The sequence below is a fragment of the Acinetobacter sp. CFCC 11171 genome, assembly GCF_003268405.1.
In the GTDB taxonomy this organism is placed as follows: Bacteria; Pseudomonadota; Gammaproteobacteria; order Pseudomonadales; family Moraxellaceae; genus Acinetobacter; species Acinetobacter amyesii.
Genome location: NZ_LQXP01000029.1, coordinates 1 through 26,872, shown reverse-complemented (window position 1 = coordinate 26,872; position 26,872 = coordinate 1). Strand labels below are relative to the sequence as shown.

Genomic DNA, 26,872 nt, shown 5'->3' with positions numbered 1-26,872 from the left:
CTAAGAATCGATTCGATCATTTAACGCTTTTACATTTTTTGCTAGCGCACGTTCATTTTGCTTTTGTTTAAACAGATGCAAAACACCTTCTATCACCAATAACAATACCGCACCCCAAATTGGAATATAGGTCAGCCATTCTTCGGCTTCTACTCGCTCCCCCAATGCGATGGATGCAAAAGCTAACAACACGGGTTCTAAATAACTCAACAAACCAAAAATCACAAATGGCAAATAACGACTCGCCAACATATAGCTACCTAAGCCAAGCGCACTCAGAAAACCCAGTCCTAAAACCGCCAAAATCAGATACGGGAATAACGACATCAGCGCTAAACTATCGCTATGAATAAATCCTAAATAAAAGGCTACAGGCAAAATTAAGCAAAGATCCCACCAAAAACCACCCAAATGATCGGTTTTAAAGGTACGACGTAAAAAGAAATAAATTGGATAAGCCACAGCGACATAGACAGTTTCCCACGCGATACTGCCAATACGCCAAATTTCGTGGCCGACCCCTAAAATTGCCAATGCCACGGCAGCCATCTGCCATTTAGACAGCTTTTCTTTATACAGTACACATCCAACCAGAACCATTACTAAGGGCAATAGAAAATACCCTAAAGATACTTCTAGCCCTCGGCCATTAATTGGTCCCCACAAAAACAACCAAAGCTGTGTAGTACATAAAAATGAACTAATGATTAACCAAATGAGAAAGATCGGTTGCTTGACCACACGCCAAAAAATTTCACTGACTTTGTTTAAATCTTTCATCCACCACATAAATAAGGTTAAAAATGGCAAGGTCGCCAACATGCGCCATGCAAAAGTTTGCTCGCTATCTAGAGGTTTTAAAAAGATGGTAAAGAAATATAAAATACCGAAAGTGACCGATGCCAATACAGACAATGCAACGCCTTTATACATCTTTCACTCCAGTCCAAATGACTACATAATCTTGATATTTTGCTTGATCAATCAAGCTTTTCGCATGGACATTCTAGCAAATAAAAAACCATGCACAGGCATGGTTTTTAGCATTTGTTCAATTATTTAGGTTTTAGGTTTCACTGTCTGCTTGGTATGAATAATATCTGATAAATCATAACCAACAGATTGCGCATAATTTAAATATTCCTGAATCACTTCCTGATCTGGATGAGCCGAACGAGAAAGAACCCACATATATTTACGACGTGGCTCACCCACCAAAACTGTTTGATAGTCTTCATCGGCTTTGAGTACCCAATAATCACCACGCCCCACAGGCAACCAACGAATGGCTTCTGGTAAGAAACTAACTTTTAATTTCGTGTTAAACGGTGCATTTTGTACAAATGCCTCGCCTATTGATTGCTTCTTGGTACCATCTTTAGATACACAGCGATTATTTACATTAATGTTGCCATTTTCATTTAGCGTGTAAACCGCAATCACATCACGGTCACAGCTTTTTTGAAAAACCATAGGCTTACGAGCTACTTCATACCACATACCTAAATAACGATCGAGCTCGACTTTTTCCACAGTCTGTAACGGTTTCGTCTGTGCATAGGCCATTGTGGCTGCACCCAAACCAATTAACACTGCTGCACCAAGTGCAATTTTTGCGAGTTTAAAACCAGCTTTCGGAAGATTCGTTGTTGTCATTTTTATGCCTCATTTCGATGCAAAACATTCGATGAAAATTAAGTAGATTCTTTTTCTCGTATTTTTACTCTAGCGGAAAAAATTGCTCTAAAAATCATTTTCTTGTCTGAATTATGTATGTCATTCAAACAATATTCCACATCTTGTCTAACAAAATTATGAAATCATCTGTGCTTTTAAACGCAAGATTTCATCGCGTAATCGAGCGGCTTGTTCAAACTGTAATTCCTTAGACGCTTTTAGCATTTCTTTTTCCAACTTATTCATATGTTTTGCCAGAAGTTTTGGATCCGACATCAAATGACGTTCATCTGCAGTTAATGCCTTGGCCTGATCTGAAATTTTTGCATCGATTTCATCATCTGTCAGCAGTTCACCAGTATCAATATCATTAACGTTTTGGCGTACAGCACTACGTGGTGTAATGCCATGTTCAAGGTTAAATGCAATCTGTAAATTACGACGACGATCCGTTTCATCAATGGCTTTTTGCATGGAGTCGGTCATACGATCTGCATATAAAATCGCTTTACCGTTTAAGTTACGCGCTGCACGACCAATGGTTTGAATCAAAGAACGCTCAGAACGTAAGAACCCCTCTTTGTCAGCATCTAAGATGGCGACTAAAGACACCTCTGGCATATCTAAGCCTTCACGCAGCAAGTTAATCCCGACAATTGCATCATATACACCTGAACGCAATTCATGAATAATTTTAGTTCGTTCAACAGTGTCAATATCTGAATGTAAATAAGCGACCTTAATACCATATTCTTTCAAATATGAAGTTAAATCTTCTGCCATACGTTTGGTTAATGTCGTAACCAATACACGCTCATTTAAGTTTTTTCGATTATTAATTTCTGACAATACATCATCCACTTGCGTTAACACTGGACGAATTTCAATTTCAGGATCAACCAAACCTGTGGGCCGAACCACTTGCTCAACGACTTGTTCAGACTTTTCCATTTCGTAATGTGCAGGCGTTGCACTGACATAAATGGTCGAAGGAATAATCCGCTCCCATTCTTCAAATTTCATTGGGCGGTTATCAAGCGCACTTGGTAAACGAAAACCGTAATTGACCAAATTTTCTTTACGTGAACGGTCACCTTTATACATAGCCCCAATTTGCGGAACGGTAACGTGCGATTCATCAATGATTAATAAAGCATCATCAGGTACATAATCAAACAAAGTCGGAGGTGCTTCACCAGAAGGACGGCCAGACAAGTGGCGTGAATAGTTTTCAATACCGTTGGTATAGCCAAGCTGCTGCATCATCTCTAAATCATACCGTGTACGTTGTTCGATACGCTGTGCTTCGATTAATTTATCATTTGCACGAAAGAATCCTAGTCGTTCTGCGAGTTCTTCACGAATCGTTCCAATTGCACGCTGTAAATTATCTTTAGGTGTTACATAATGGCTTTTTGGGTAAATCGTAATCCGTGGCACTTTACGGACCATTCTGCCCGTCAATGGATCAAACCATCGAACTGAATCAACTTCATCATCAAATAATTCTATTCGAATGGCATTTTGATCAGATTCAGCAGGAAAAATATCAATAATTTCACCACGAATACGGTATGTGCCCCGTAAAAATTCGAGTTCATTTCGGGTGTATTGCATTTCCACCAAACGACGGATGATATCATCACGGCTAATACGGTCTCCTTCCACGATATGCAGAAGCATACTCATATAAGCATTGGGATCACCCAGACCATAAATAGCTGAAACTGACGCTACGATAATTGCATCACGTCGCTCTAATAATGCCCGTGTTGCCGAAAGACGCATTTGGTCGATATGATCATTAATCGATGAATCTTTTTCAATAAAAGTATCTGAAGATGGAACATAGGCTTCGGGTTGATAATAGTCATAATAACTGACGAAATATTCCACGGCATTATGCGGAAAGAAGGCTTTAAACTCGCCATAAAGCTGCGCAGCCAAAGTTTTATTATGCGCCATAATAATCGTTGGACGTTGCGTGCGTGCTATCACATTTGCCATGGTATAGGTTTTACCTGAACCTGTTACCCCTAAGAGCAACTGATCATGCATTCCTTTTTCAATCCCCTTCACCAATTTCTCAATCGCTTGAGGCTGATCACCTGCCGGCTGATATTGTGTTACCAGTTCAAAAGGCTGTTCCTGCATCACACTCTTCTTCAACAGTTTTATATGGCTTTATTATGAGGGCAAAGTTGCACAAAACAACGCTAAATTTATGTAAATACCAGAGGCGTGTACAGACTGTAAAATTATAATTCAACGTAACCCCATAGATTTTTCTCATGTTTGAAAAATAATTCGCCTGATTTCGCATGTTTTTCTTGAGGAAACTCTTGGCTCTAAAAAAACTCAGGAATAAAGCGTTCATTTATCCCTTATTGATACTTGACCTATGTAAATTTCACCTGCAACATGAACAAAAGGACGCCACAGATCAAACTTATGACTTACCAATATCATGACGAAAGTATTGTTAAAAACCTACCCGAAGATACTATTTTTGTTTTTGGCAGCAATATGGCAGGTCAACATACTGGCGGTGCAGCGCGTACTGCCCTAGAGCATTTTGGTGCAATGAATGGTATTGGTCGTGGATGGGCTGGTCAAAGTTTTGCTATTCCAACAATGAATGAGCATTTACAACAAATGCCATTGTCTCAGATTCAACATTATGTTGATGATTTTAAAATCTATACCAAGAATCATCCGAAGACCAAATATTTCATTACGTCGATTGGCTGTGGTGTCGCTGGCTATAAAGTTGAAGAAATTGCTCCCATGTTTAAGGGGATTTCCAGAAATGTTATTTTTCCAATTTCATTCCGCCCTTTCGTTGAAAAAGCTTTACCTAAACTTACTTCGAAACTTCTACATACAATTTTTCGAGACTCGGTAATTTTTGCACCTTCGGCAGATGAATTGGTTGATGTTCTGGCCTTAACAGATAATGAAAAAAGTCTTGCAAAAATTGTGCTGAATACCCAAATGTATCCGACAGACAGCAATGGTCGTGACCGTATTTTTGAAATTGAAGATATTTTGCATGCATTGAATGGGAAAATATTTGAGTTTCAAAGCAACTCAGAAGGCCCAATGATGTTTGGCGGCGTCATTTTAGCCCTACTTGAACTGTACAATATTAATGAAAAAGATTTCATTGATGTTTGGAAAGCTGAACGTGAAATCGCTGCACCAAGACCTGAAAATAAAGCTCGTAAAGCCAGCCGCTAAAGACTTTTTTCACCATATCTCCCCCGCCTAAAAAGCCAAAGTCTACATTGGCTTTTTATCTAAGTTGAATTAACGAATTTTAGCGACTTAAGTCACATTAAAAATAAATTTTATTTTATATATCACATTATTTTAATATCATTTTTTTGGTCTTATACTACTTGCTGACATTATCATAAAGAATGACGAGCACATAAAATAGACATGCTAGATTCTCCTTTTTTTGAGCTATCCCCCATTGCCATGTGGCTTGAAGATTACAGTGAAGTCAAAAAACAATTTGATCTCTGGCGTCAGCAAGGTGTGCAGGATCTCGCCACTTTTCTTCAACAAGATGAATCACGAATTCTGCAATGTGCAAGAAAAATAAAAATCTTACAGGTCAATACAAAAACGTTAGAACTGTATCAAGCACGTGACTTTGAACATTTATGTCAAAACCTTGATTTAGTTTTTCAGGCGGAGATGTGTCAAACACACATTAGAGAATTGGTTGCATTATGGAATGGGGAAACACATTTTTCCCATTCTGCCGTAAACTATACACTCAGTGGGCAACGTTTAGACATTCAACTCAAAGGCATCGTCCTACCAAATCATGAGCAGGATTTATCAGCAGTCTTAATTACAACTGAAGATATCACGTCGTATACCGAAGCTTGCCGTTTACAAGAACAAAGTCGTCATTTAGCAGAAGCGCGTTTCCATTATTCGCCAACCTCTCTTTGGGTAGAAGATTTCAGCCGGATTAAAATAAAATTAGATCAACTTCGCGCTTTAGGTATAGAAGATTTTGTGACATTTTTGGATGTTCACCCCGATTTTGTACAAGAGTGTATTAAGGAAATACTGATCGTTGATGTTAATCAGGCCACCCTTGATTTGTTTGGCGCTCCGAACAAAGAAATATTGCTCAAAAATGTACATAAAGTATTTACCAAAGAAATGCTTCAAACATTTAAAGAACAACTGATTGAACTTTGGAATGGTAATCTACATCATCAACGTGAAGCTATAAATTATGCACTTGATGGCAGTATTCGCCACGTCTTACTACAATTTACTGTATTTCCCGATTATCTCGACGACTGGAGCACCGTGCAGGTTGCTTTAACCGATATTACCGCACGTAAAAAGGCTGAAAATTATCTTGAGTATTTAGGTAAGCACGACGTACTGACCAAACTCTATAATCGTTCATTTTATATAGCAGAACTCAAGCGTCTTGAACGCAATCAATTACGCCCTGTTTCTTGTATTTTTATTGATTTGAATGGACTAAAAGAACTCAATGACAGTATTGGGCACGATGCTGGTGACAGTATCCTCAGACGTCTGGGCAACATTCTTAACCAACTTATTCAGCATACGCCCTATTCTGCTTCGCGCATTGGCGGTGATGAATTTGTCATACTTTTACCGGGTGCTGATGATGCAGCACTGCAAAACTGTTTACAAAGTTTGAATGAGTTGTTATTGGTCGATAACCAATTTTATTCTAATCAACCGATGAGTATATCGATTGGTTCTGCCACCAATATCTTGAATGAGCGAATGGAAGATATGCTTAAACGTGCTGATCTTGACATGTATCGTCAGAAAAAAAAGTATTATCTCAATAAAGACCGTAGAATTCAGTCTGAAATACGCAATTAACATCAATCATTTGCAATGAAAAAGCCATGGTTTTAATCATGGCTTTTTTATTTAAATCTCTTAACGCTTACCCATCGAACGACGTGTACCGCGTGGTGGCATCCAAGTACGGTCAGCATAACGCTGAGGTTTTGGACGCATATCTTCAAAGATTTCATCCGAAGCATTATCTTCAGCTTTTTTAATCGGAAAAGGCAAATTTACTAAAGCCTTTTTCTTGGGAGGTTTTTGCGTACTCATACGAATAACTCAATTGAATCTGGTGCTATTGTACAAAAAAAATGGTTTTGGTGTAAAAGGCTTTAAGAGATTAACCACGATTAACATATAACGACTCAACGATGACCTATGACTTATATCTGTAGAGGAAAACAAAGCAAAAAACTGCTTTGAATATGGTCGTTTTAAACTATTTTATTGACCCAATTCAACCAATACACTGTCACTTATGTTAATAAATATTTAATATTTACAAATAGATAGAACCATTTCTAAATTTCAAAAAAGTTAGATTTTTTACACAAATACCTACTTAAAGCCCTCAAATAATACAAATCATCAAAAATGTTACAGGACTATTACGTTTATTCTTGTTTTCTATAACATTTTTTACGCACTAATTTTGAATAATGGGCACTTAGAAAAATTATTATCAATTTACGGACATGGAGTCCTTTAAAATGAAAAAAAGTGTATTGTGCATTGCTGCTTCTATGGCTGCCCTACCTATGCTCAGTCATGCAGACTCACCATATTTTAGTTTAAAAGATGGCGATGGCTTCAAACGTTTTTCTGTCTCTGTTGGTGCTCTACATGTTATGCCACAAGGTAAAGCACAGCCATTCCGTGTAAATACTGCCATCAATGAAGGCTATGAAGCAGAAGTTGGCAAGGTTAGCTCACAAACAGTAAAAGACAATATTCGAGAAGGATACAAAGTCCCTCCACTGCTAGCAGGTGCACTAGATCTTTTAGACACCGTTCCTGCTTCAATGAGTGGTAAAGCCACGATTTCAGGACTTGAACAATGGGACAATCCAGGGACCGGTCTTGAAGCAGACGATGTCACCACGCTTGGGATCATGACCAACTATTTCTTCACTGACAATGTATCACTAGAAATGAAAGCGGGTATTCCGCCAAAAGTTGATTTACAAGGCTCAGGAAAAATTTACGCACCATTTTCAGCCATTGCGAAACCACTAGGCGGTGCACTGGGAAATCTTGAACTTGAAAATGATATTTTCATTACCGACTTAGGCGCACATGGTGCAGCAGCTTCTGCACGTGCATGGACTCCGGCTGCTGAAATCCAATATCACTTTGGTAAAACTGGCGTCAATAAATTCCGTCCCTATGTGGGTCTAGGCGTGATGTATGCCTACTTCAATGAATTGGAAATGAATCCACAAATTGAGAAAGATTTGATTGCCGCAGGTCACATGATTGCTAACATTAAAGAAGGTAATGCAGGCGCCTCTTTAGAAGGAAAGCCAAGTAAGGCTAATCCAAAAGTTGATTTAGAGGCAACTGATGTATTTGCTCCGGTTGCGACGGTGGGCTTCACTTATGATTTCAATGATAAATGGTTTGCTGTTGGTTCTGTTAGCTATGCACACCTTCAAAATGAAACAACCATTACCGTTACAGATGCGACACACGGCGAACTGATCAAATCTAAAGCGGATATTGAAGTAAACCCGATCCTTGCATATGCAGGTATCGGTATGCGTTTCTAATTAATAACCTGAATATAAAAAAGACGGCTACAGCCGTCTTTTTTATTAGGCTATATATGGTCTTTTATTCTGAGATATCTTTTCAATCTCTTTTAAACACTTTTGAATTTATGCTGAGGCAATTTCCTTTATTCATCCATAGTTACCTATAAAAAAAATTTATTGTTTGGTGAATTAAATTTAATCGCAACTCTGCGTTTATTCGAATACCATTGGATTAAATTTAAAAAATGTAGACTGCTGTATGTCTGATACTCGTTTCTCAAAGCCCCTGATTTACATGCTCATTGGCAGTGCTATTATTTTGGCATTGTCTTTAGGGGTGCGTCATGCATTTGGCCTCTATCTCGTGCCGATGAGTGATGAATTCGGTTGGGGACATAACGTATTTAGCCTTGCCATTGCCATGCAAAACTTAATTTGGGGTGCTGTGCAGCCAATTACTGGGGCTTTTGCAGATAAATATGGCAGTAAGATCGTGGTCGCCGTCGGTGGTGCATTATATGCCCTCGGACTATTACTCATGGCCGTCAGCTCCACCGGTTTACTGCTTAATTTAAGCGCAGGTTTAATCCTAGGTTTGGCTCTCTCGGCCACTTCATTTCCAGTATTACTCTCGGCCGTAGGACGTGCAGCGCATCCAGACAAACGTAGTTTAGCCATGGGTATTGCCAGTGCCGCAGGTTCTTTTGGTCAGTTCATTATGCTGCCCTCTACATTACTGCTACTGCAAAAATTTGGTTGGTCTTCGGCTTTGGTGGTCAGCGCCATTTTAATTGCGCTTATTATTCCTTTAGCTTGGATGCTAAAAGCACCAATGTATGTTGCACCAAATGCAACCAATACGCATGAAGCCTCTCTGACATTTAAACAAATTTTGCAATTGGCTTGGGAGCATAAACCCTTTTGGTTTTTAGCACTTGGTTTCTTTGTCTGTGGCTTCCAAGTGGTGTTTATTGGCATCCATCTTCCGGGATATTTAATCGATCATGGCTTTAATGCCACTACGGGCACTATTTTCCTAGCGCTCGTTGGACTGTTTAATATTGTCGGCACCTACACAGCAGGTTGGCTTGGTGGCAAATATTCCAAACCAAAGCTGTTAATGGGACTTTATGGTTTACGTGGCATTGCCATTATTGCCTTTCTTTTGCTGCCTTTAAGCACATGGACAATCTATGCTTTTGGCGTCATTATGGGTCTATTATGGCTTTCTACCGTACCACTCACCAACGGTATTGTGGCCAATATGTTTGGCGTTAAATATCTCAGTATGCTCAGTGGTATCGTGTTCTTTACTCACCAAGTCGGTTCATTTTTTGGTGGCTGGTTGGGTGGTGTGAACCACGATATGACCGGTAACTATAATGCCATTTGGATTTTTTCGATTGTCCTGAGTATTTTTGGGGTATTGGTTCATTTCATGGTTAATGAGGAAAGTGTCATTCATGACTAATTCAATATTATGGTTCCGACTCAGTATTGCTATCAGTATTCTGGCCTTGTTAGCCTTATCCATCGGCTTATGGATCCAAACACCTGAATTATTTGAATACTTTAACCAAGCGTTTTGTGTGCATTAAAGACGCATAGAAACCTTAATTCCAATTCAAACTGCTGTTTTATCAACACTACAACAGCAGTTTTTTAGCTATTTTCTACACGATTCAATAAAAGCTGCATTTTCAGCATAGTATTAATAATACGTTTTTTCATAAACTTAGCTTATTTTTTAACTTTTCATCCTGCGCTTTCTTTCATAGATTAAGTCTCAATAAAGAACAATTTGAGAACTTATGAAATGACCGCATTAACTCAACTTTCGCAAGCCATCCATGATGCGCCACGTTGGCATCAAGCAGAACAATTTCAAGATGGCAATGAAATTCGTATTGAAGTGCAACATGACCAAGCTTTGGGGGCTGTGGTTTATGGTTTAGATGCGCGTAAAGCACAGTCTGGGGAAACCATCTACCGTTTAAAACAAGCGCTGGCAGAACACTTGATTTTAATTTTTAAACATCAAAGTCTAGATGATTTACAGTATCTCGCGTTTGCAAGCTACTTCGGTTCAATTTTCCGTCCTGGTGCAGATATTCCTGTGCTAGCGTCACAAGATGATACCGGTACACCACCAGACGTCGTACCTGTTTCAAATGCAGTCGGCAAAGGTGACTATACTGGACATGGTGAATTGGCTGCGCATGCAGACCATCAGTGGACTCCGCTGCCATCTTTTGGTTCATTACTCTATGCCATTGAACTGCCACAAGACGGTGGACAAACCTCATGGTATAACACCATTAAAGCCTATGAAGCTTTAGATGAAGCGACACAAAAACATTTAGACCAACTTCAACTCATTACCTATAACCCATTTGTCCGTGCCAAAAATAATAAAGGCACAACGGGATATGGCGCTACACCGCTTTACCGTTTCAAAGACCAACCGATTGTTGGACATGCCTATCCACATCCGCTTGTACGTACCCATCCAGAAAGTGGCCGTAAAGGTCTGTGGTTAAATGAACGATCTGAAGTGGAATTGGTTCACTACGATGATCAGTCAGGCAGTGAATTGATTGCATCCTTACGTGAACATTTATTGAAACCTGAGTTTCGATATGAACATCAATGGGAAGAAGGTGACATTGTATTTTGGGATAACCAAGCCACTTTACACTCACGCCGCCCTTTCCCTTCAGACCAACGTCGCCTATTAAAGCGAATTAGCCTAGCAGGAGGACGACCATACTAATGTTGAACTTCATGCCTACAATAAAAAATAAATAACCCTGTAAAATCCGTGTTTGAGCAATAACTCCAAATAATTAAAATTTTAAAACAATAAGAACACTGCTCAAATTACGGATGATCTATATCTAATGCCTTAAAACCTGAAATTAAATGATCTAACATCGCACGCACACCCGGCAGCATGCCTTGTCGTGTCGCGTAGGCAACATGGATGACCCCTTGCGGCAATTGCCATTCAGGAAATAGCTCTATTAACTCACCACTTTTTAAAGCATCACGTACAAACACTTTGGGCAAAGATGCGATTCCTACGCCAGAAAGAGCAGCCGAAATCATCGCACTAAAACTGTCAGTTCTTAAGCGTGGATGAAATTCAATTTGTTGGGTTTCACTTTTTTCACGATGTCGGAAATCCCAAAAATGTTTAGGTCGGTCAAAACCAATACACGGAAAATTTTGAATCTCAGCCAATTGCTGTGGAATTTCACGCTCGAAGAAAAGTTGTGGCGATGCCACCAAAACATGATCCCAAGCATCTAAATCTCGAACGATCAAATCACTATCCAATAAAGGCATATTACGCACACGAATGGCTAAATCTACGCCTTCCTCAATCACATCAACCCGATGATTGGTCGCCATCAGATGCACACTGATGTCTGGATATTGCTGCATAAAATCAGTGACCATTTTGGCAACAGGCATTTCCACCAAAGCCACAGGACAAGAGATTTTAATTTGGCCACAGAGTTGGTCATTCAACGTACTAAGCACAAAGTTTTCCGTTTCGCTGACTTCCTCTAAAATTTTTAAGCAATGCAAATAGAACTGTTGTCCTATTTCAGTTACTGTAAATTTACGCGTATTACGCTGAATCAAACGCACCCCCAAACGGGTCTCTAATTCTGTTATACGGCGTGATAGCTTAGATTTTGTAATACCCAATGCTTCACTGGCTTTGGTATAACCTTGGTATTTCACCACTTGCACGAAATAGTAATAGTCATTTAAATTTTGCATGATTGTTTCATTTTTAGAATAATCTGTTGAGTTTTTCGCCCTGTCATTCCCTCACTATACCTCAATAATAGATCTCAGAAGCAATAAATTGAGGGCTGAATTATGAATTCAATCAAACGTGTTTATCATAGTGATCGTAGGACTTGGGTGGGCGATGGCTTCCCAACAAACTCTATGCTCCCTATGCAAGAAATGGGCAATCAAACCAGTCCATTCCTCGTTATGGGCTATACCGGACAATATCATTTCTCTCCAAGTCATCATCAACGTGGTGTTGGGTCGCATCCACATCGTGGCTTTGAAACAGTAACCATTGTTTATGAAGGAGAATTGGAGCATTTTGACTCTAAAGGAAATCACGGCAGCATTGCCAAAGACGAAGTGCAATGGATGACTGCGGGTCGAGGCATTATGCATGAAGAACATCATTCTAAAGATTTTACCAAAACAGGCGGAAATTTAGACATGGTACAACTTTGGGTCAATTTACCTCGTCATGCCAAAATGACTGAACCTCGCTATCAAGAACTGACTAAAGCCAATATTGCTGAAGTTAAACTTGCACAAAATGCTGGCGTGGTACGCGTCATTGCTGGCCAATTCGAAGATACATTGGGCGCCGCTGAAACCTTTAGCCCGATGAATGTATTGGATGTGCGCTTGAATGCAAATGCTGAACAGGAATTTTCATTCAACCCACAGTGGAATAACATGATTTTTGTATTAAGTGGGGCGATCGAAATTGAAGGTCAACGCTTTGATGCGAAACAGACTTTATATGTCAGTGACCAAGTATCGTCCTTGAAACTTAAATCTTTTGAAGCAACCAAACTGCTTATTTTAAGTGGCGAAGCTTTAAATGAACCGATTGCGGCACATGGACCATTCGTCATGAATTCTGAAGATGAAATACGTCAGGCATTTTATGATTTTCAACATGGTCATTTTGCTTAAATATTTCCACGATAAAGTCCCAATAAAAACACGCCTTCTGGCGGTTTTTTTATATCTATGTTGGTATGAATTACGCATCACGCTTTCAACAGATTATTGCGTGACTTTTTGATAAAACGCATCTATTGCATTGACCATTTGCTCAAGTCCCGGCTGTTCCAAAGGATAATGTCCTGCATTTTTCAACAGCACGACATCGACTGGAACTTGGTGAATCCGTGCTAAAAATGGCTGACTTAAAGCCAAAGGCGTCCAGCGGTCTTGTTCAGGCTGCGTTAGTAAAATTGGGCAGACATCAAACTGCTCCGGTGGCGTGTCATTTTTATAATATAAATACGAATCTAGAAATTTAACCGATACACTATTCCCAGCTGACGTTTTATCTTTTAAAAAGACCTGCAATGCTGCGTCATTATTCACCAAGCGATGCATTTTACTTACCCACCGCATCGGCATTGGCAATGCTGAAAATGGTGTATGTGCTGTCACATGAGCCAGTGGGCTGCCCACGCGGCTCATAAATTTATTCAAAGAGACTTGATCACGCACAGTTTTATTTGAAGTGTCTAGAAAGGTCATACCGACGATACCTTTCACCTTTTTATTTTTTGCCGCCACGTGATAGGTCAACATACCACCTGCACTAAGCCCATACAAAACGATAGGACGATGATCTTTTTGTAGCTCGGCTTCAATGAGGTCATTACCTGCTTGAACCCAATCATCATAACGAATTTTTGAGCCCTTTTTGACTTGGGTGAGGCCATAACCGGGCATATCAATAGCGATAGTTTCATAGCCACGTTGTGCCAAAGGATGACCCAAAATCATCGACATTTGTCGACCATTTGTTCCCACACCATGAAACAGAATCACCTTCACTTTTGCCTGTGGATTCCGATAAGTATCTAAGTGAACAGTATGACCTTGCCAGTTCCACCACTCTTCTTTGGGTCGCTGCGTTTCTGTTAAATTGTATTCTTTGGGTAGATAGTGCTGAATTTCCTGCCAACTGTTTTGATCTGTATAACTTGCTAATGCTTGTGAAGCAAGTAGCTGATCATCTGCAAATGCCATGATTGAAAGTAACGATGCAATGCCACTCATCAACCACTTCAATAAAGCGCTCAAAATTTCTGATAAGGTGTCTGATTTTGGAGAAGTCATTTTTAGACAATTTTTTATGTGTATGTGCTGATGCTAATCAGCGGCGGAAACCGACGCCATGTGCATGTGGGACAGCACTATGTCACTTCGTCCAATTACCTTTTTCCCTGCTAAGCACTTCAAAATATTTTTGAAGCAGGATTTACATACTCCTGCAATAATCAGCCTTTAAGATCTTTTAACTTTCATAATTTTATCCTTTAGAAATTCATAACCTTACTTTTGATTTTAAATATTGGTAACGCATGAGCCAGTCCAAACCACAACCAAACCTTGTCATCTTTCTCACCTTTTTAAGATTAGGGTGTATTGCATTTGGTGGACCTGCGGCACATTTGGTGTTGTTTTTTCAATATTTTGTGAAACAAGAAAAATGGATAACAGAGCATGAATATGCGCATTTGCTTGCCTTGGCTCAAGTCCTTCCAGGCCCAACAAGTAGCCAGCTCGGCATGGCGATTGGATTTCAACTCAACCGCTATCAAGGTGCTTGTTTTGCATGGTTAGGATTTACTTTACCTTCAGCCCTGCTGATGTGTGCCGCGGCCACTTTAAGTATAAAACTCAGTAATCAACTCTCAACTTTATTCTTTCATGTTATTCAGTTAATTGTACTAGCCGTTGTTGCATGGGCATTTTGGCAAATGATGCGAAGCTTCTGTAAAACAAAATTTCAGTATCTAGTCATGCTTTTAGCTGCATTTTTTATTTATTTCTTTCAATTTTCTCTAAATCAAGTTTTGGTGATTGTAGCTGCTGCAATTATCGGTTTAGTTTTATCGTCAAATCAATTACGCAGCCAAAAGCCAAATATCGCCGAAACAGTTCCACCCAAACATGACAATTTTAGCCGGAATGCACATGAAAATACTTGCACCTCGTGGTTATGGCTTCTCGCCTTTATCAGCCCTTTTTTCGTTCCGCCATTCTTCGATATACAACACAGCAGTGTCTTGGCATTTAGCTTAGAAAGCTTCTACCGCACAGCGTCCCTAGTCTTTGGTGGTGGACATATTATTTTGCCATTTTTACATCAGGACTTTGTCTCGACAGGACTGATCAGTAATGAAAATTTTGACTTAGGCTATGCCCTTGCACAACTCATGCCGGGGCCTTTGTTTAGTTTCGCCGCCTATCTCGGCACGCTTTTACCCATGACTGATGTACTACTCTTAAATGCTGTACTCGCGACTGTGGCGATATTTTTACCATCATTTTTATTACTGTTTGGCTTATTGCCCTATTGGAATAAGTTGATGAAATACCCGATGCTTTTTGGCACCTTAAAAATAATCAATGCAGCTGTCGTCGGTCTATTACTGTGTCTACTATTTCAAATGAGCCAGAAATACATCATTCAATGGACGGACTTTATATTTGTTGCCGTCGTTATTGCTTTACTTCGCAGCAAGCTGCCAGTCTGGTTTAGCTTAATAAGCAGTTTTATCGGCTATTATGCTTTTTTAACTTTTCTGCCTTTTTAAACGAAAGCAAAAAAACTATAGCTAAAGGAATAATCTAATCCTCATCGATTAAACTTGCGCCCTTGACCACAGTTTTCCCCTCGACTTGATCCAATTGATAATGCTGCACATCACTATACTGTTTGATCATTTCAACCAGTTCATTGGAATGTGTAGTCAACCAAAGCTGTGTATAGCGACTTGCTTCGGCAATCAGCATCGCCAAGGCAGGTAATAAATCTGGATGTAAGCTATTTTCTGGCTCATTCAGTGCCATAAAATTTGGGGGTCTAGGACTCAACAAAGCCACGGCTAAACACAAAAATCGTAACGTCCCATCTGAAAATTCTGCACTTTCTAAAGGTCTTAAGATCCCCTGCTTTTGCATCATCATTTGAAAGCGCCCACCCATTTCCTGCACATAAAACTGGGTCTGCGGAAAGGCTTTTTCTAGTACTTCAAACAAGGTTTCACTGTTGCCACGCTCACGTAAAGTTTCAAAGGCTGCGGCTAAATTTGTGCCATCATGCGCTAAAACCGGTGAACGAATGCCTACTTGCGGGACACGGATCGGTGAATTTCCACTGACTGAAAACTCATGATAAAAGCGCCAGTTTTTCATGGTCTCACGCACTTGTGAAACTTCGGGGTATAAATGTGGATCGGACAATTGTCCAAACACCGACTCTTCAGGTGTTAAAGACATCGGATAAGCAATCCGTTCTTCATCAACATTTTTCAGAAATGCCGCTTGGTTGGTTCTCTCTAACAACTCGCTCATTTTTCGACGTTGATAGCCGCTTAACCAAATTCCTTCTACTTTGACCAAAGGATCGAGTGCAAACAAGGTGATGAGCGGTTCAGGAAAACCTATTTCAAGTTGATATTCATAATGCTCCATCTCCACTGCAAGCTTCATGCGCTTAGGGTCTTTCGATCGATCACCCGCACGGTGACCACCTGCCCACATGATTTTTTGAATCCCGCCCTCATTTGCAATAGCTTGGGATAATTGGCCATTTGCAGCTTCATGTAGGAGACGTACAGCTTTATATAGATTGGATTTACCACAACCATTCGGACCACTGACAATATTCAGACGCGACAAGGTCAGATTCATATGATGAATAGATCGAAAACCTTGAATAGTCACTGAACGGATCGTCATGGGTTACCTAAAATGAGTTGGAAATGTTGATGATTATAAGTTTATTGCTTGTATATTTTTCATGCACTTTATTCTACCCATAAAAAACCCGCAAGCCGAAACTTACGGGTCTTTCATTGCACATTCTAAGTTCAATTTAACCTTAGAATAAACGGTTCATACCATTCAATGTTGCAACACGGTACGCTTCCGCCATAGTCGGATAGTTAAATGTGGTTTCTACGAAATATTTAATCGTATTGTTCGGGCTGTTCATCACGGCCTGACCAATGTGAATAATTTCCGCAGCATTATTACCGAAGCAATGAACGCCTAAAATTTCTAAAGTATCACGATGGAACAAGATTTTAAGCTCGCCTACGGTATCACCCGTAATTTGCGCACGTGCCAAATGACGGAAAGATGCTTGACCTACTTCATACGGAATTTTTTCTTCAGTTAACTGTTGTTCAGTTTTACCAATCGAAGAAATTTCAGGAATCGTATAAATACCTGTCGGAATATCCGTTACAGGTGCAATTCCTTCTTCACCGCTCATGTTAGAACCGGCACAGCGACCTTGGTCATATGCAGCAGATGCAAGTGAAGGCCAACCGATTACATCACCCGCAGCAAAGATATTCTCTACTTCAGTTTGATATTGATCATTCACGGTTAATTGACCACGGCTGTTTGGTTTAATACCTACATTTTCTAGGCCTAAACCATCGGTATTACCAGAACGACCGTTACACCACAAAATCGCGTCGGCTTTAATTTTCTTACCACTTTGCAAGTGAAGAACCACGTGATCATCATGTGTTTCAAGATGATCAATCTGTTCGTTGTGGCGAATCAGTACACCCTGCTCACGTAAACGGTATGACAAGGCGTCTGAGATTTCATCGTCTAAATAACTGAGTAATTTGTGCTGTGTATTGATCAAATCAACTTTGTGGTCTAGACCAATAAAGATAGACGCATATTCACAACCAATCACACCTGCACCATAAATGATGATTTTTTGGATTGAATAATCCAGATCCAAAATTTTGTCTGAATCAAATACGCGAGGATGATTAAAGTCTAAAGCAGCTGGACGGTAAGGACGTGAACCTGTAGCAATCACTAATTGCTGGAATACTAAAGTTTCCGTCATACCTTCATTGCTAAAAATCAAACAGTGTTTTGATCTTGGATATACGCACGGCCGTGGAAAATATCAATTTTATTACGGTCATAAAAACGTGAATGCGTTTCAACTTGTTGTTGAATCACTTTATGCGCATTACGTAACACCTGTTTCATCGTGAACTGTTTCCATTCACCGACTTTTTGGAACATAGGGTCACGTTGGTAACGTAAAATGCTTGAAACGGTCTGACGCAATGCTTTACTTGGAATTGTTCCTACATGGGTACAGTTACCACCAAGCTGTTCACGCATATCTACAATTGCAACTCGCTTACCTGATTTAGCAAGTTTCATTGCAGCGCCTTCACCCGCAGGGCCAGAACCCAGAACTACCGCATCGTATTTCACGAAAGTTCCACTAACGACCTCTTTCTTACGTGGCATTCAACGCTCCTTTACAAATATTCTTTAATCTAGGCTGTATTATGACGTATATCCTAACTTTTTTGGATATTTAGCTCACATATATTATGTGATAACCACATTTATTATATGAATATCGTTTTCCCCCTATTTAAGCTCAAGTCCGCTATAATGATCGAGCTAATTTTTTGAATATCTCCTCGTCAAAAACAGTGGAAAAGTTGAATATGTCTGAGAACCGTAAACCTGTACAGGGTGTAAAACTTCGTGGCGCAGAAAAAGTCGCTCGCATACCTGTGAAGGTTGTGCCAACGGTTGAAACGCCTCGTAAGCCTGACTGGATTCGGGTCAAAATGGCTGCCCCTGATGAAGTTCAACGTATTAAAACAACTTTGCGCGCACAAAAATTACATACCGTGTGTGAAGAAGCGGCTTGCCCGAACTTACCTGAATGTTTCGGTGGCGGTACTGCAACCTTTATGATTATGGGCGATATCTGTACTCGTCGTTGCCCATTCTGCGACGTTGCGCATGGTCGTCCCAATGCTCTTGACCCAGATGAACCACGTCACATGGCAGAAACCATTGCCAATCTTGGTTTGAAATATGCCGTAATTACGTCGGTCGACCGTGATGACCTAGTTGATGGCGGCGCACAGCACTTTGTTGACTGTATTAAAGAAGCTCGTGACTTGAGTCCAAAAACACTTTTGGAAATTCTAGTTCCTGACTTCCGTGGTCGTATGGATGTTGCCCTTCGTATTATGACGGAGTGTCCACCTGATGTGTTTAACCACAATATTGAAACCGTGCCACGTTTGTATAAAGCAATGCGTCCGGGTTCTGACTACCAACACTCTCTAAACTTATTAAAAATGTTTAAAGAATACTGCCCAGATGTTCCAACCAAATGTGGTTTGATGGTCGGTATTGGTGAAACTGAAGAAGAAGTGATCGCGTTATTAGACGACTTAAAAGCACACGATGTTGACTATGTCACCATTGGTCAGTACTTACAGCCCTCTAAAGAACATGCACCGATCGATCGTTTCGTTACACCTGAAGAGTTTGATCGTTACACAGCACATGGTCAAAAGCTTGGTTTCAAAAACATTTGGGCTGCACCAATGGTCCGTTCAAGCTACTTTGCTGACCGTCAATACTATGGTGAGCCAGTACCTACGGTACGTCGTAAAACTGATCCTGCAAAGAAAATTGCAGTTCAAACGATTGAAGCCTAATCACGCAAAGATTTAAAACATCGCAAATTAAAGCCCTCATTGATTGAGGCTTTTTTGTGGCTTTCACACTCAGCCCAATTCATTTACCACTATATGATCTTTTGAAAATAGTGCGTTCCTTAAACGTTATCCAGTATATCGAATCATCCAAATTTACGTAATGTGACATTTCTTTGCCCGATAGGGATTGTGTTGTGATTATTTATTAATCAATCTATTGATAACACTTTATTTGCGCTTTCATTATATTCGCGCAATTGTCCAATCAAACTCACCAGCCGAGTGATGCCATTTTGACAGTCTCATGCACTTTAAAATCAGAAAGACAAAAGATGAGATCATTTTTAAACGCATGTAGGCTGTTTTAAACGCATAACGCTCTGGCCCTTGTCACTGGAGCCATAACAAATGCTATTTATACTCAGTGCAGTACTCTTTATTTTTGCTCTTTGGGCCGTTTTTTTCTTTGAACTTTCACGAGCTGTAGGCGCAATAACACTGATATTTGTTTCAATTGCACTCGCCTTTTTAACCCCATGGTCATTAATACTTGGCATCCCGCTTATTGCTTTAAGTTTAATTGTGTTGATTGATCCACTGAGGCTCAATCTACTCACCAAACCTGCCTATAAAACCTTAGCAAATGCGATGCCGAGTATGAGTACTACGGAACGTGAAGCGTTAGATGCAGGAACAAGTTGGTGGGAAAAAGAGCTATTTATGGGCGCGCCTGATTGGAAAAAATTTGAGGCTTATCCCTACCCTCAGCTCAGCGCTGAAGAACAATCCTTCATTGATAATGAAGTCGAGCAACTTTGTGCCATGCTCAACGAGTGGGATATTCACCATAAACACAAAGACCTCCCACCAGAAGCTTGGCAATTCATTAAAGATAATGGCTTCTTAGGACTGGTGATTCCAAAATCGTATGGAGGACGTGAATTTAGTTCATTTGCACAAAGCCGTGTCATGAGCAAGATTGCATCCCGATCACTGACTGCCGCAGTCAGTTGTATGGTGCCCAACTCTCTTGGACCGGGGGAATTACTTCTACACTATGGTACCGAAGCACAAAAAGACAGATACCTCCCTGGCCTTGCAAAAGGTGAAGAAATTCCATGTTTTGGACTCACCAGCCCTGAAGCAGGCTCAGATGCAGGCGCCATTCCAGATACAGGTGTCGTCTGTTATGGCACTTTTGAGGGCCAACAAGTGCTCGGCTTAAACATGAACTTCTCCAAACGCTGGATTACCCTTGCACCAATTGCCACCGTCATTGGTCTGGCATTTAAGTTATACGATCCAGATGGCTTATTGGGAGATAAAAATAAAACGGAATATGGCATCACCTGCGCGCTGCTACCGGCGAGTCATGACGGTGTCATTACAGGCCCTCGTCATAATCCAGGCTCACCATTTATGAATGGGACAGTTGAAGGTAAAGATGTCTTTATTCCCTTAGACTGGATCATTGGTGGGATAGAAAATGCCGGTAAAGGCTGGCGTATGCTTATGGAATGTTTAGCGGTCGGTCGTGGCATTTCACTCCCAGCTTTGTCAACGGCAGCCGGAGAAATGGCATATTTAAATGTTGGTGCATTTGCCAAAGTTCGTCAGCAGTTTAAAATTTCTGTAGGTAATTTTGAAGGTGTACAAGAAGCTTCGAGTGATATCGCATCAGACGCTTATATGCTTGAAGCATTTCGCTATTTGGTGACTTGTGGTTTAAACCAAGGCGGCAAACCTGCTGTAATGACTGCAATGGCCAAATACTATGCCACTGAAACCATGCGGAAAGTGGTGAATCATGGCATGGACATCGTCGGTGGACGTGCCGTGCAAATGGGACCTCGTAATTTTTTAGCTTTGAATTATCAGGCCATTCCTGTGTCAATTACTGTCGAAGGTGCCAATATTCTAAGTCGCTCTCTGATGATTTTTGGACAAGGCTCAATGCGGTGCCATCCATATTTATTTGAAGAGCTACAATTACTTCAAGCCGAAGATAAAAACGCTGCACTCAATACATTCAATGAAATGCTCTTTAAGCACTTAGGCTATACCTTTAACCGAACTGCACGCGCCTTTGCTTATGCGTTCACAGGTGGCCCATCCGACTCACCAGCTTCAGCAGATGAATTTAGCCGCCCCTACTATAAAAAAATTAATCGATTCAGTGCCGATTTCGCGCTGACTGCAGATATGTGTCTTGGCCTTTTAGCCGGCGATATTAAACGTAAAGAAATGCTCTCTGGCCGACTTGCAGACATTCACTCTTATTTATTTATAGCAACGGCTATTCTTAAATATTATGAACAAGGTCAAAGAAGTGAAGCTGAACAATTACATGCGCAACTTGCATTAGATAAAGCTTTGTACAATGTTGAAAAAGCTTTCCAGGGCTTATTTGACAACTTCCCAATGCGACTAGCAGCAAGCGTAGTAAAAATCATCTGCTTTCCGTTTGGACGAGTTGTTGCCAAACCTACAGACCATTTAAAACGTGAAGTTGCCACTCAAATGATGCTAGACAATACTTTCCGCCAAGAACTCAAAAAGCACGTGTATTACAGCACTGCAGCAGATGAAGTTTCTGGTCGTATGGAAAATGCCTTTTTACAATTGTTGAAAATTGAACCGCTGTGGAACCAATTTAAAAAAGCTGAATCTAAAGGTCAATTCAAAGGTTTAACTTTTGAAGCACATATAGCCGATGCCATTGCACAAAAAGTCATTACTGCCTCCGAAGCTGAACAGCTCAGCACTTACAACATTCAACGCTATGACAGTATGCTCACAGATGTTTTCGATATGCAACTCATCCACGAACTTGAGCTATCCAATCCACATTTAACCATTGCACCAGAAGTGAAAAAGCAACAACACACCGATGATGAACCAGAAGCCTTCCTGCGTTATTAATCAGCTTCTGCATCGCTTTTAAGCTTTATTTTTCTCAAAATAAAAGCCATTCCACTGTTAAACAATGGGATGGCTTTTTTATACGACCATCAGCCAATGGTATCGCAGAGTCAAAGGTATAGGCTGTACTGCAAAATTACATCACAGAGGGTTTGCTACATGTCACAACAAGATTATGAAAATGGCTTAAAAGTTCGTACTGAAGTTATGGGTGAAAGTTTCGTCAAAAGTGCTCAAGACAATACCGTGCCATTTACTCAACCATTGCAAGATTGGATTAATGAGCATGCATGGGGTTCAACTTGGCAACGTGAAGGCGTATTACCCCGTAAATATCGCTCACTGATTACCATTGCCTTTTTAACTGCACAAAAAAGTCCGACAGAACTCAAAGGTCATGTCCGAGGGGCTTTAAATAATGGGGCGACTGTAGAAGAAATTCAGGAAGTGTTACTTCATAGTTTGCCATATTGTGGCGCACCGGCGACTCAAGAAGCCTTTCGTGCGGCACTTGAAGTCATTAATGACTATCAAAAATCTAAATAAGTTACTGCGTTATAAAACGGCTTTAGAAAACTACGCTTATCGTGGTTTTCTAAAGGGTTTCATCTTGTTTTTAACTTAGGACCTTAAATGCAGTGAATCCCGAATCAAATCCAGTAGACATTAAAATTATAGAAGAATTCATTCACTTCAAATCGAACTTGATATCCCAATTCTGTAAGCTCAGCAGATAAACTTCGAATCTCTTCTAAAGCTAAATGCTTGGGTAAAACCGTAAATACGGCGGTATTCCCCTGTTTGGCATTTTCCTCAATCAGCAAAGCCAAACGTGTCTTATATAAGGCGATATCTAAATTGGCTTGACTGGATAAAACTTTAGCATGTTCTGCGGGTAAAAAGCTCATATTCTTATACGCTTATCTGATTATTATTGCTTATAAATTAAGCCAAATTCAGCAAAGTGTGCAATGCATTTTTGTAATTGATATTTCAATTACAAAGCACATTGTTTGGCCCAAACGATGCTCTTCAAAGCGATATACAAAAAAAGGTACTCAAAAGAAATCCCTCATGACGAGGGATTTTCTATGCTAGCGGGGTAATGGAATATATTGCGAGTCACTGTTTTGAGTTTGCGGTTTACGCTCTCCCACTTGTACAGGTAATGTCATCGCCTTTCCGTCTCGCTCAATGTCAATTTGCATAGTGCTCAATGGCGCTTGTTGTGCAACGTAGTTGATTAAATGCGAAGTCGAGGTAATTAGCTCATTATTCACTTTCATGATTTTATCACCACGTTTTAAACCTGCTTGTGCTGCAGGTCCATTGCGAATGACATCTGCGACAATCACGCCATTCACCCGTGGATCTAAAATATTTTCTTGTTTAATTGGAAGTAAACTAATACCTAACCAACCACGTACCACTCGCCCATCTTTTAAAATGGCGTTCAGCACTTGTTGGCACACTTTTGCAGGAATGGCAAAACCAATCCCCAAAGAGCCACCTGACTGCGAGAAGATCGCGGTATTTACACCAATTAAGTTTCCTGCAACATCAATTAAAGCACCACCAGAGTTGCCGGGGTTGATCGCAGCATCTGTTTGAATAAAGTCTTCGTAAGTGTTGATTCCCAAATCTGAACGACCTGTAGCTGAGATAATCCCTTGCGTAACCGTCTGACCCACGCCAAAAGGGTTACCAATCGCTAGGACGACATCACCGACTTCATTGCCACTTAGCTTAAACGGTAAAACCGGTAATTGACTCATTTCAATCTTAATCACAGCTAAGTCTGTATCTGGGTCTGTGCCCACAACTTTCGCTTCAGCACGACGACCATCATGTAAAGCCACAACGATCTGATCGGCCTGTGCGATCACGTGGTTATTCGTCAAAATATAGCCATCTGGACGAACAATCACACCTGAACCTAAACTATTTTCGTTTTGATTGGTTTGATCTGGAAGTTGATTACCAAAAAACTCACGGTAAACAGGATCATTTAATAAAGGATGATCCAATTGTTTCACTTTTTGCGTAGTGAAAATATTGACAACCGCTGGAGCAGCAACTTTTACCGCAGCACTATACGAAACTACACCGCCTGTACGCGACGTATCAATGAGGGGCTCAACCTTTTCTGCAGGCATTTTAACCCCATCTGGGGCAATGGGTGCTTTAGGTTTTTGAACCTGTTGCCATGTAAAGAAACCGATGATCACAAGTATTAATAATACCCAAGGTAACCATGTAAAGGTCCGACGCACGTCTATATCCTCTAAATTTTATAATTCATTGATGGCTAAATAATTTATATCGTATTGTAATGTAATATTTTCAACAAACTTAAAAATAAACACAGAGATTTGTGATTCTTTAGTTACAATTTAAACAATCGTAAATTTTGATGCATCTCTTTGAGATTTTGGACAGTATATGGCTCAGTTAAGTGAAATTATTCAATGGTGTGACAGCACACTCAAAGCACATGAATTTAAGGACTATGCTCCCAACGGCTTGCAAATTGAAGGCTCAGCAGAAGTGCATAAAATTTTATGTGCAGTTACCGCGTCACAAACAGCGATTGAAGCCGCGATAGCAGCAAAAGCTGATTTGCTATTGGTACACCATGGTTATTTTTGGAAAGGTGAAGCTTACCCAATCACAGGTATGCGTGGCAAACGAATCAAAAGCCTGATCAAAAAAGATATTTCATTAGTTGGCTATCACTTACCTTTAGATAGTCACCCTACTTTAGGTAATAATGCAGCGATAGCAGATTTGCTCGAATTAGAGAATATTGAAGCCTTAGATCCTACTGAGCGCAATCCTATTGGTAATGTTGGTTATATAAAACAAGCAATGACTCCAGCGGCGTTTAAAGACTTCGTTTCTGAAAAATTAGGATTTGATGTCATTCACCTGCCGGCAGATAAACCATCGATTCAAAAAATTGGTTTGTGTACGGGTGGCGCACAAGACTTTATTGGCAAAGCCGCTGCATTAGATTGTGATGCGTATATTTCAGGTGAAGTGAGTGAACGTACTTTTTACGAAGCTGAAGAATTAAATGTGCATTATTATGCCTGCGGACATCATGCAACTGAAAGATATGGTGTACAACGACTCGCAAAAGCTATTTCAGAACAGTTCAATATTGAGTATAGTTATTTCGAATTAAATAACCCGATTTAATTTAAATCGTCTTGGTCTTTGGCTCAGTCGTTATACGTATATTTTCAGGCTTTATTCTGTATTGTTATTTATAAGCAATGCGCATTTTACTGCAAGAATCTATTACAATAACGGCACTTAATGTCAAAACCCAGCAAAATGCAAGGAATTGAAAACATGACAACGATTACTTTACCAGCGTTACCTTACGGTTACGAAGATCTTGCTCCGCACATCAGCAAAGAAACTTTAGAATACCATCACGACAAACACCACAATACTTATGTGGTTAACCTAAACAAAGCAATTGAAGGTACTGACCTTGCTGGCAAAACTTTAGAAGAAATCATCACTGCTGTTAAAGGCGATGCTTCTAAAGCTGGTATCTTCAACAATGCAGCTCAAGTATGGAACCACACATTCTACTGGAACTGTATGGCTAAAAACGGTGGCGGTAAAGCTACTGGCGCTTTAGCAGCTAAAATCGACGAAGCTTTCGGTTCTTACGAAAAATTCGCTGAAGAATTTGCAAATGCTGCTGCAACTCAGTTCGGTTCAGGTTGGGCTTGGTTAGTTGCTGACGAAGTAAACGGTAACCTTTCTATCCTTAAAACTTCAAATGCTGACACTCCACTTGCTCACGGTAAAGTTGCTGTGTTGACTATCGACGTTTGGGAACACGCTTACTACATCGACTTCCGTAACGCTCGTCCTAAATACATCTCTACTTTCTTAGAAAGCCTAGTGAACTGGGACTATGCAAACGCTAAATATGCAGGTCAAGCTGCTGGCGTTGAAAAATAAGTTTTAAAACTTATTTTAAAGTAAAAAAATCACCCTTTTAGGGTGATTTTTTTATGCTTTAAATATCATACTGCCACAACAATCAATACTATACAAAAGAATGAATCAAGAACCATTACTAATCTTAAAAGCAAAATATACCAAAATATTAGTGATGTTTATCTTTATCACTATAATCCAGTATGTGAGTTACTCTTATGTTCAAGAATCTATTAAATATAGCTTTAATTCAGCACTAATATTGACTGGATTATCAATTATGGAATTCGTCTTAATTTTACTTATCATCAAAAATGGACTGCCACAAATTAGATTTTTCGAAAGTCATTGTATAATTCAACTTTATAT

Annotated in this window: 22 protein-coding genes and 1 pseudogene; 13 read left to right on the top strand and 10 right to left on the bottom strand. The window is 40.1% G+C overall.

Annotated features, from left to right (window positions below):
- From rarD to uvrB, 3 genes are all read right to left on the bottom strand, one after another.
- Positions 1-933, bottom strand: coding sequence for an EamA family transporter RarD (gene rarD, locus AVJ20_RS13220; RefSeq protein WP_078191878.1), 933 nt, complete (start codon positions 931-933; stop codon positions 1-3).
- 126 nt (positions 934-1,059) lie between these two features.
- Positions 1,060-1,656 carry a lipocalin family protein gene (locus AVJ20_RS13215; protein WP_111885539.1) on the bottom strand — a complete coding sequence of 199 codons (597 nt, stop codon included), beginning with the start codon at positions 1,654-1,656 and terminating at the stop codon, positions 1,060-1,062.
- A 156-nt stretch (positions 1,657-1,812) separates the two neighbouring features.
- Positions 1,813-3,834 carry an excinuclease ABC subunit UvrB gene (gene uvrB / locus AVJ20_RS13210; RefSeq protein ID WP_111885538.1) on the bottom strand — a complete coding sequence of 674 codons (2,022 nt, stop codon included), beginning with the start codon at positions 3,832-3,834 and terminating at the stop codon, positions 1,813-1,815.
- A 294-nt stretch (positions 3,835-4,128) separates the two neighbouring features.
- Between uvrB and AVJ20_RS13205 the strand changes: the two genes are divergently transcribed.
- Both AVJ20_RS13205 and AVJ20_RS13200 read left to right on the top strand, forming a co-directional pair.
- The gene (locus AVJ20_RS13205) at positions 4,129-4,917 is read left to right on the top strand and encodes a hypothetical protein (protein WP_111885537.1); all 789 of its coding nucleotides are present in this window, start codon (positions 4,129-4,131) and stop codon (positions 4,915-4,917) included.
- A gap of 198 nt (positions 4,918-5,115) precedes the next feature.
- Positions 5,116-6,573: a sensor domain-containing diguanylate cyclase gene (locus tag AVJ20_RS13200; RefSeq protein WP_111885536.1), complete on the top strand. Its 1,458-nt coding sequence runs from the start codon at positions 5,116-5,118 to the stop codon at positions 6,571-6,573.
- A gap of 60 nt (positions 6,574-6,633) precedes the next feature.
- On the opposite strand, the gene AVJ20_RS13195 is transcribed toward AVJ20_RS13200, so the two are convergent.
- Positions 6,634-6,813 carry a hypothetical protein gene (locus AVJ20_RS13195; protein WP_111885535.1) on the bottom strand — a complete coding sequence of 60 codons (180 nt, stop codon included), beginning with the start codon at positions 6,811-6,813 and terminating at the stop codon, positions 6,634-6,636.
- A gap of 440 nt (positions 6,814-7,253) precedes the next feature.
- Between AVJ20_RS13195 and AVJ20_RS13190 the strand changes: the two genes are divergently transcribed.
- The 4 genes from AVJ20_RS13190 to AVJ20_RS13180 all read left to right on the top strand — a co-directional run bounded on the left by AVJ20_RS13190 (position 7,254) and on the right by AVJ20_RS13180 (position 11,070).
- On the top strand, positions 7,254-8,312 hold the full coding sequence (locus tag AVJ20_RS13190; protein ID WP_111885534.1) for an OmpW/AlkL family protein: 1,059 nt from the start codon (positions 7,254-7,256) through the stop codon (positions 8,310-8,312).
- 244 nt (positions 8,313-8,556) lie between these two features.
- Complete coding sequence (locus tag AVJ20_RS13185; protein ID WP_078190227.1) at positions 8,557-9,768, top strand: MFS transporter; 1,212 nt, start codon at positions 8,557-8,559, stop codon at positions 9,766-9,768.
- Positions 9,761-9,895 carry a hypothetical protein gene (locus tag AVJ20_RS18895; RefSeq protein ID WP_265735977.1) on the top strand — a complete coding sequence of 45 codons (135 nt, stop codon included), beginning with the start codon at positions 9,761-9,763 and terminating at the stop codon, positions 9,893-9,895. The genes AVJ20_RS13185 and AVJ20_RS18895 overlap by 8 nt, the downstream gene beginning before the upstream one ends.
- A 218-nt stretch (positions 9,896-10,113) precedes the next feature.
- Positions 10,114-11,070: a TauD/TfdA dioxygenase family protein gene (locus AVJ20_RS13180; RefSeq protein ID WP_111885533.1), complete on the top strand. Its 957-nt coding sequence runs from the start codon at positions 10,114-10,116 to the stop codon at positions 11,068-11,070.
- A gap of 107 nt (positions 11,071-11,177) precedes the next feature.
- Here the strand turns inward: AVJ20_RS13180 and AVJ20_RS13175 are convergent, their stop codons facing one another.
- A complete protein-coding gene (locus AVJ20_RS13175) occupies positions 11,178-12,089 on the bottom strand; it encodes a LysR substrate-binding domain-containing protein (protein WP_078190231.1) in 912 nt (303 codons plus the stop codon).
- A gap of 102 nt (positions 12,090-12,191) precedes the next feature.
- Here AVJ20_RS13175 and AVJ20_RS13170 point away from each other — a divergent pair, with 102 nt between their 5' ends.
- Positions 12,192-13,043: a pirin family protein gene (locus tag AVJ20_RS13170; RefSeq protein ID WP_111885532.1), complete on the top strand. Its 852-nt coding sequence runs from the start codon at positions 12,192-12,194 to the stop codon at positions 13,041-13,043.
- A gap of 93 nt (positions 13,044-13,136) precedes the next feature.
- Here AVJ20_RS13170 and AVJ20_RS13165 read toward each other — a convergent pair whose 3' ends face one another.
- The gene (locus AVJ20_RS13165; RefSeq protein WP_111885551.1) at positions 13,137-14,120 is read right to left on the bottom strand and encodes an alpha/beta hydrolase; all 984 of its coding nucleotides are present in this window, start codon (positions 14,118-14,120) and stop codon (positions 13,137-13,139) included.
- Between the two features lie 335 nt (positions 14,121-14,455).
- On the opposite strand from AVJ20_RS13165, the gene chrA reads away from it, so the two are divergent.
- Positions 14,456-15,694: a chromate efflux transporter gene (chrA, locus tag AVJ20_RS13160; protein ID WP_111885531.1), complete on the top strand. Its 1,239-nt coding sequence runs from the start codon at positions 14,456-14,458 to the stop codon at positions 15,692-15,694.
- 34 nt (positions 15,695-15,728) lie between these two features.
- Here the strand turns inward: chrA and AVJ20_RS13155 are convergent, their stop codons facing one another.
- Positions 15,729-16,841: an AAA family ATPase gene (locus AVJ20_RS13155; RefSeq protein ID WP_111885530.1), complete on the bottom strand. Its 1,113-nt coding sequence runs from the start codon at positions 16,839-16,841 to the stop codon at positions 15,729-15,731.
- Between the two features lie 142 nt (positions 16,842-16,983).
- A pseudogene (sthA, locus tag AVJ20_RS13150) lies at positions 16,984-18,398 on the bottom strand (Si-specific NAD(P)(+) transhydrogenase).
- 206 nt (positions 18,399-18,604) lie between these two features.
- On the opposite strand from sthA, the gene lipA reads away from it, so the two are divergent.
- The 3 genes from lipA (at position 18,605) to AVJ20_RS13135 (ending at position 23,086) form a co-directional block, all read left to right on the top strand.
- Positions 18,605-19,618, top strand: coding sequence for a lipoyl synthase (gene lipA / locus AVJ20_RS13145; protein WP_111885529.1), 1,014 nt, complete (start codon positions 18,605-18,607; stop codon positions 19,616-19,618).
- Positions 19,619-20,026: 408 nt separating this feature from the next.
- Positions 20,027-22,540: an acyl-CoA dehydrogenase gene (locus AVJ20_RS13140; protein ID WP_111885528.1), complete on the top strand. Its 2,514-nt coding sequence runs from the start codon at positions 20,027-20,029 to the stop codon at positions 22,538-22,540.
- A gap of 159 nt (positions 22,541-22,699) precedes the next feature.
- The gene (locus AVJ20_RS13135) at positions 22,700-23,086 is read left to right on the top strand and encodes a carboxymuconolactone decarboxylase family protein (RefSeq protein ID WP_111885527.1); all 387 of its coding nucleotides are present in this window, start codon (positions 22,700-22,702) and stop codon (positions 23,084-23,086) included.
- Positions 23,087-23,190: 104 nt separating this feature from the next.
- On the opposite strand, the gene AVJ20_RS13130 is transcribed toward AVJ20_RS13135, so the two are convergent.
- A complete protein-coding gene (locus AVJ20_RS13130; RefSeq protein ID WP_078191893.1) occupies positions 23,191-23,448 on the bottom strand; it encodes a hypothetical protein in 258 nt (85 codons plus the stop codon).
- 186 nt (positions 23,449-23,634) lie between these two features.
- Positions 23,635-24,813: a S1C family serine protease gene (locus tag AVJ20_RS13125; RefSeq protein WP_078191894.1), complete on the bottom strand. Its 1,179-nt coding sequence runs from the start codon at positions 24,811-24,813 to the stop codon at positions 23,635-23,637.
- Between the two features lie 169 nt (positions 24,814-24,982).
- Here AVJ20_RS13125 and AVJ20_RS13120 point away from each other — a divergent pair, with 169 nt between their 5' ends.
- Complete coding sequence (locus tag AVJ20_RS13120) at positions 24,983-25,741, top strand: Nif3-like dinuclear metal center hexameric protein (RefSeq protein ID WP_111885526.1); 759 nt, start codon at positions 24,983-24,985, stop codon at positions 25,739-25,741.
- Positions 25,742-25,897: 156 nt separating this feature from the next.
- The gene (locus tag AVJ20_RS13115; RefSeq protein WP_078192384.1) at positions 25,898-26,524 is read left to right on the top strand and encodes a superoxide dismutase; all 627 of its coding nucleotides are present in this window, start codon (positions 25,898-25,900) and stop codon (positions 26,522-26,524) included.
- Positions 26,525-26,872: the final 348 nt, after the last annotated feature.

Bases quoted from the DNA above. Each gene is read 5' to 3' on its own strand.
- rarD (WP_078191878.1), bottom strand. From the start codon at position 933: ATGTATAAAGGCGTTGCATTGTCTGTATTGGCATCGGTCACTTTCGGT.
- AVJ20_RS13215 (WP_111885539.1), bottom strand. From the start codon at position 1,656: ATGACAACAACGAATCTTCCGAAAGCTGGTTTTAAACTCGCAAAAATT.
- AVJ20_RS13205 (WP_111885537.1), top strand. From the start codon at position 4,129: ATGACTTACCAATATCATGACGAAAGTATTGTTAAAAACCTACCCGAA.
- AVJ20_RS13195 (WP_111885535.1), bottom strand. From the start codon at position 6,813: ATGAGTACGCAAAAACCTCCCAAGAAAAAGGCTTTAGTAAATTTGCCT.
- AVJ20_RS13190 (WP_111885534.1), top strand. From the start codon at position 7,254: ATGAAAAAAAGTGTATTGTGCATTGCTGCTTCTATGGCTGCCCTACCT.
- AVJ20_RS13185 (WP_078190227.1), top strand. From the start codon at position 8,557: ATGTCTGATACTCGTTTCTCAAAGCCCCTGATTTACATGCTCATTGGC.
- AVJ20_RS18895 (WP_265735977.1), top strand. From the start codon at position 9,761: ATGACTAATTCAATATTATGGTTCCGACTCAGTATTGCTATCAGTATT.
- AVJ20_RS13180 (WP_111885533.1), top strand. From the start codon at position 10,114: ATGACCGCATTAACTCAACTTTCGCAAGCCATCCATGATGCGCCACGT.
- AVJ20_RS13175 (WP_078190231.1), bottom strand. From the start codon at position 12,089: ATGCAAAATTTAAATGACTATTACTATTTCGTGCAAGTGGTGAAATAC.
- AVJ20_RS13170 (WP_111885532.1), top strand. From the start codon at position 12,192: ATGAATTCAATCAAACGTGTTTATCATAGTGATCGTAGGACTTGGGTG.
- AVJ20_RS13165 (WP_111885551.1), bottom strand. From the start codon at position 14,120: ATGGCATTTGCAGATGATCAGCTACTTGCTTCACAAGCATTAGCAAGT.
- chrA (WP_111885531.1), top strand. From the start codon at position 14,456: ATGAGCCAGTCCAAACCACAACCAAACCTTGTCATCTTTCTCACCTTT.
- AVJ20_RS13155 (WP_111885530.1), bottom strand. From the start codon at position 16,841: ATGACGATCCGTTCAGTGACTATTCAAGGTTTTCGATCTATTCATCAT.
- lipA (WP_111885529.1), top strand. From the start codon at position 18,605: ATGTCTGAGAACCGTAAACCTGTACAGGGTGTAAAACTTCGTGGCGCA.
- AVJ20_RS13140 (WP_111885528.1), top strand. From the start codon at position 20,027: ATGCTATTTATACTCAGTGCAGTACTCTTTATTTTTGCTCTTTGGGCC.
- AVJ20_RS13135 (WP_111885527.1), top strand. From the start codon at position 22,700: ATGTCACAACAAGATTATGAAAATGGCTTAAAAGTTCGTACTGAAGTT.
- AVJ20_RS13130 (WP_078191893.1), bottom strand. From the start codon at position 23,448: ATGAGCTTTTTACCCGCAGAACATGCTAAAGTTTTATCCAGTCAAGCC.
- AVJ20_RS13120 (WP_111885526.1), top strand. From the start codon at position 24,983: ATGGCTCAGTTAAGTGAAATTATTCAATGGTGTGACAGCACACTCAAA.
- AVJ20_RS13115 (WP_078192384.1), top strand. From the start codon at position 25,898: ATGACAACGATTACTTTACCAGCGTTACCTTACGGTTACGAAGATCTT.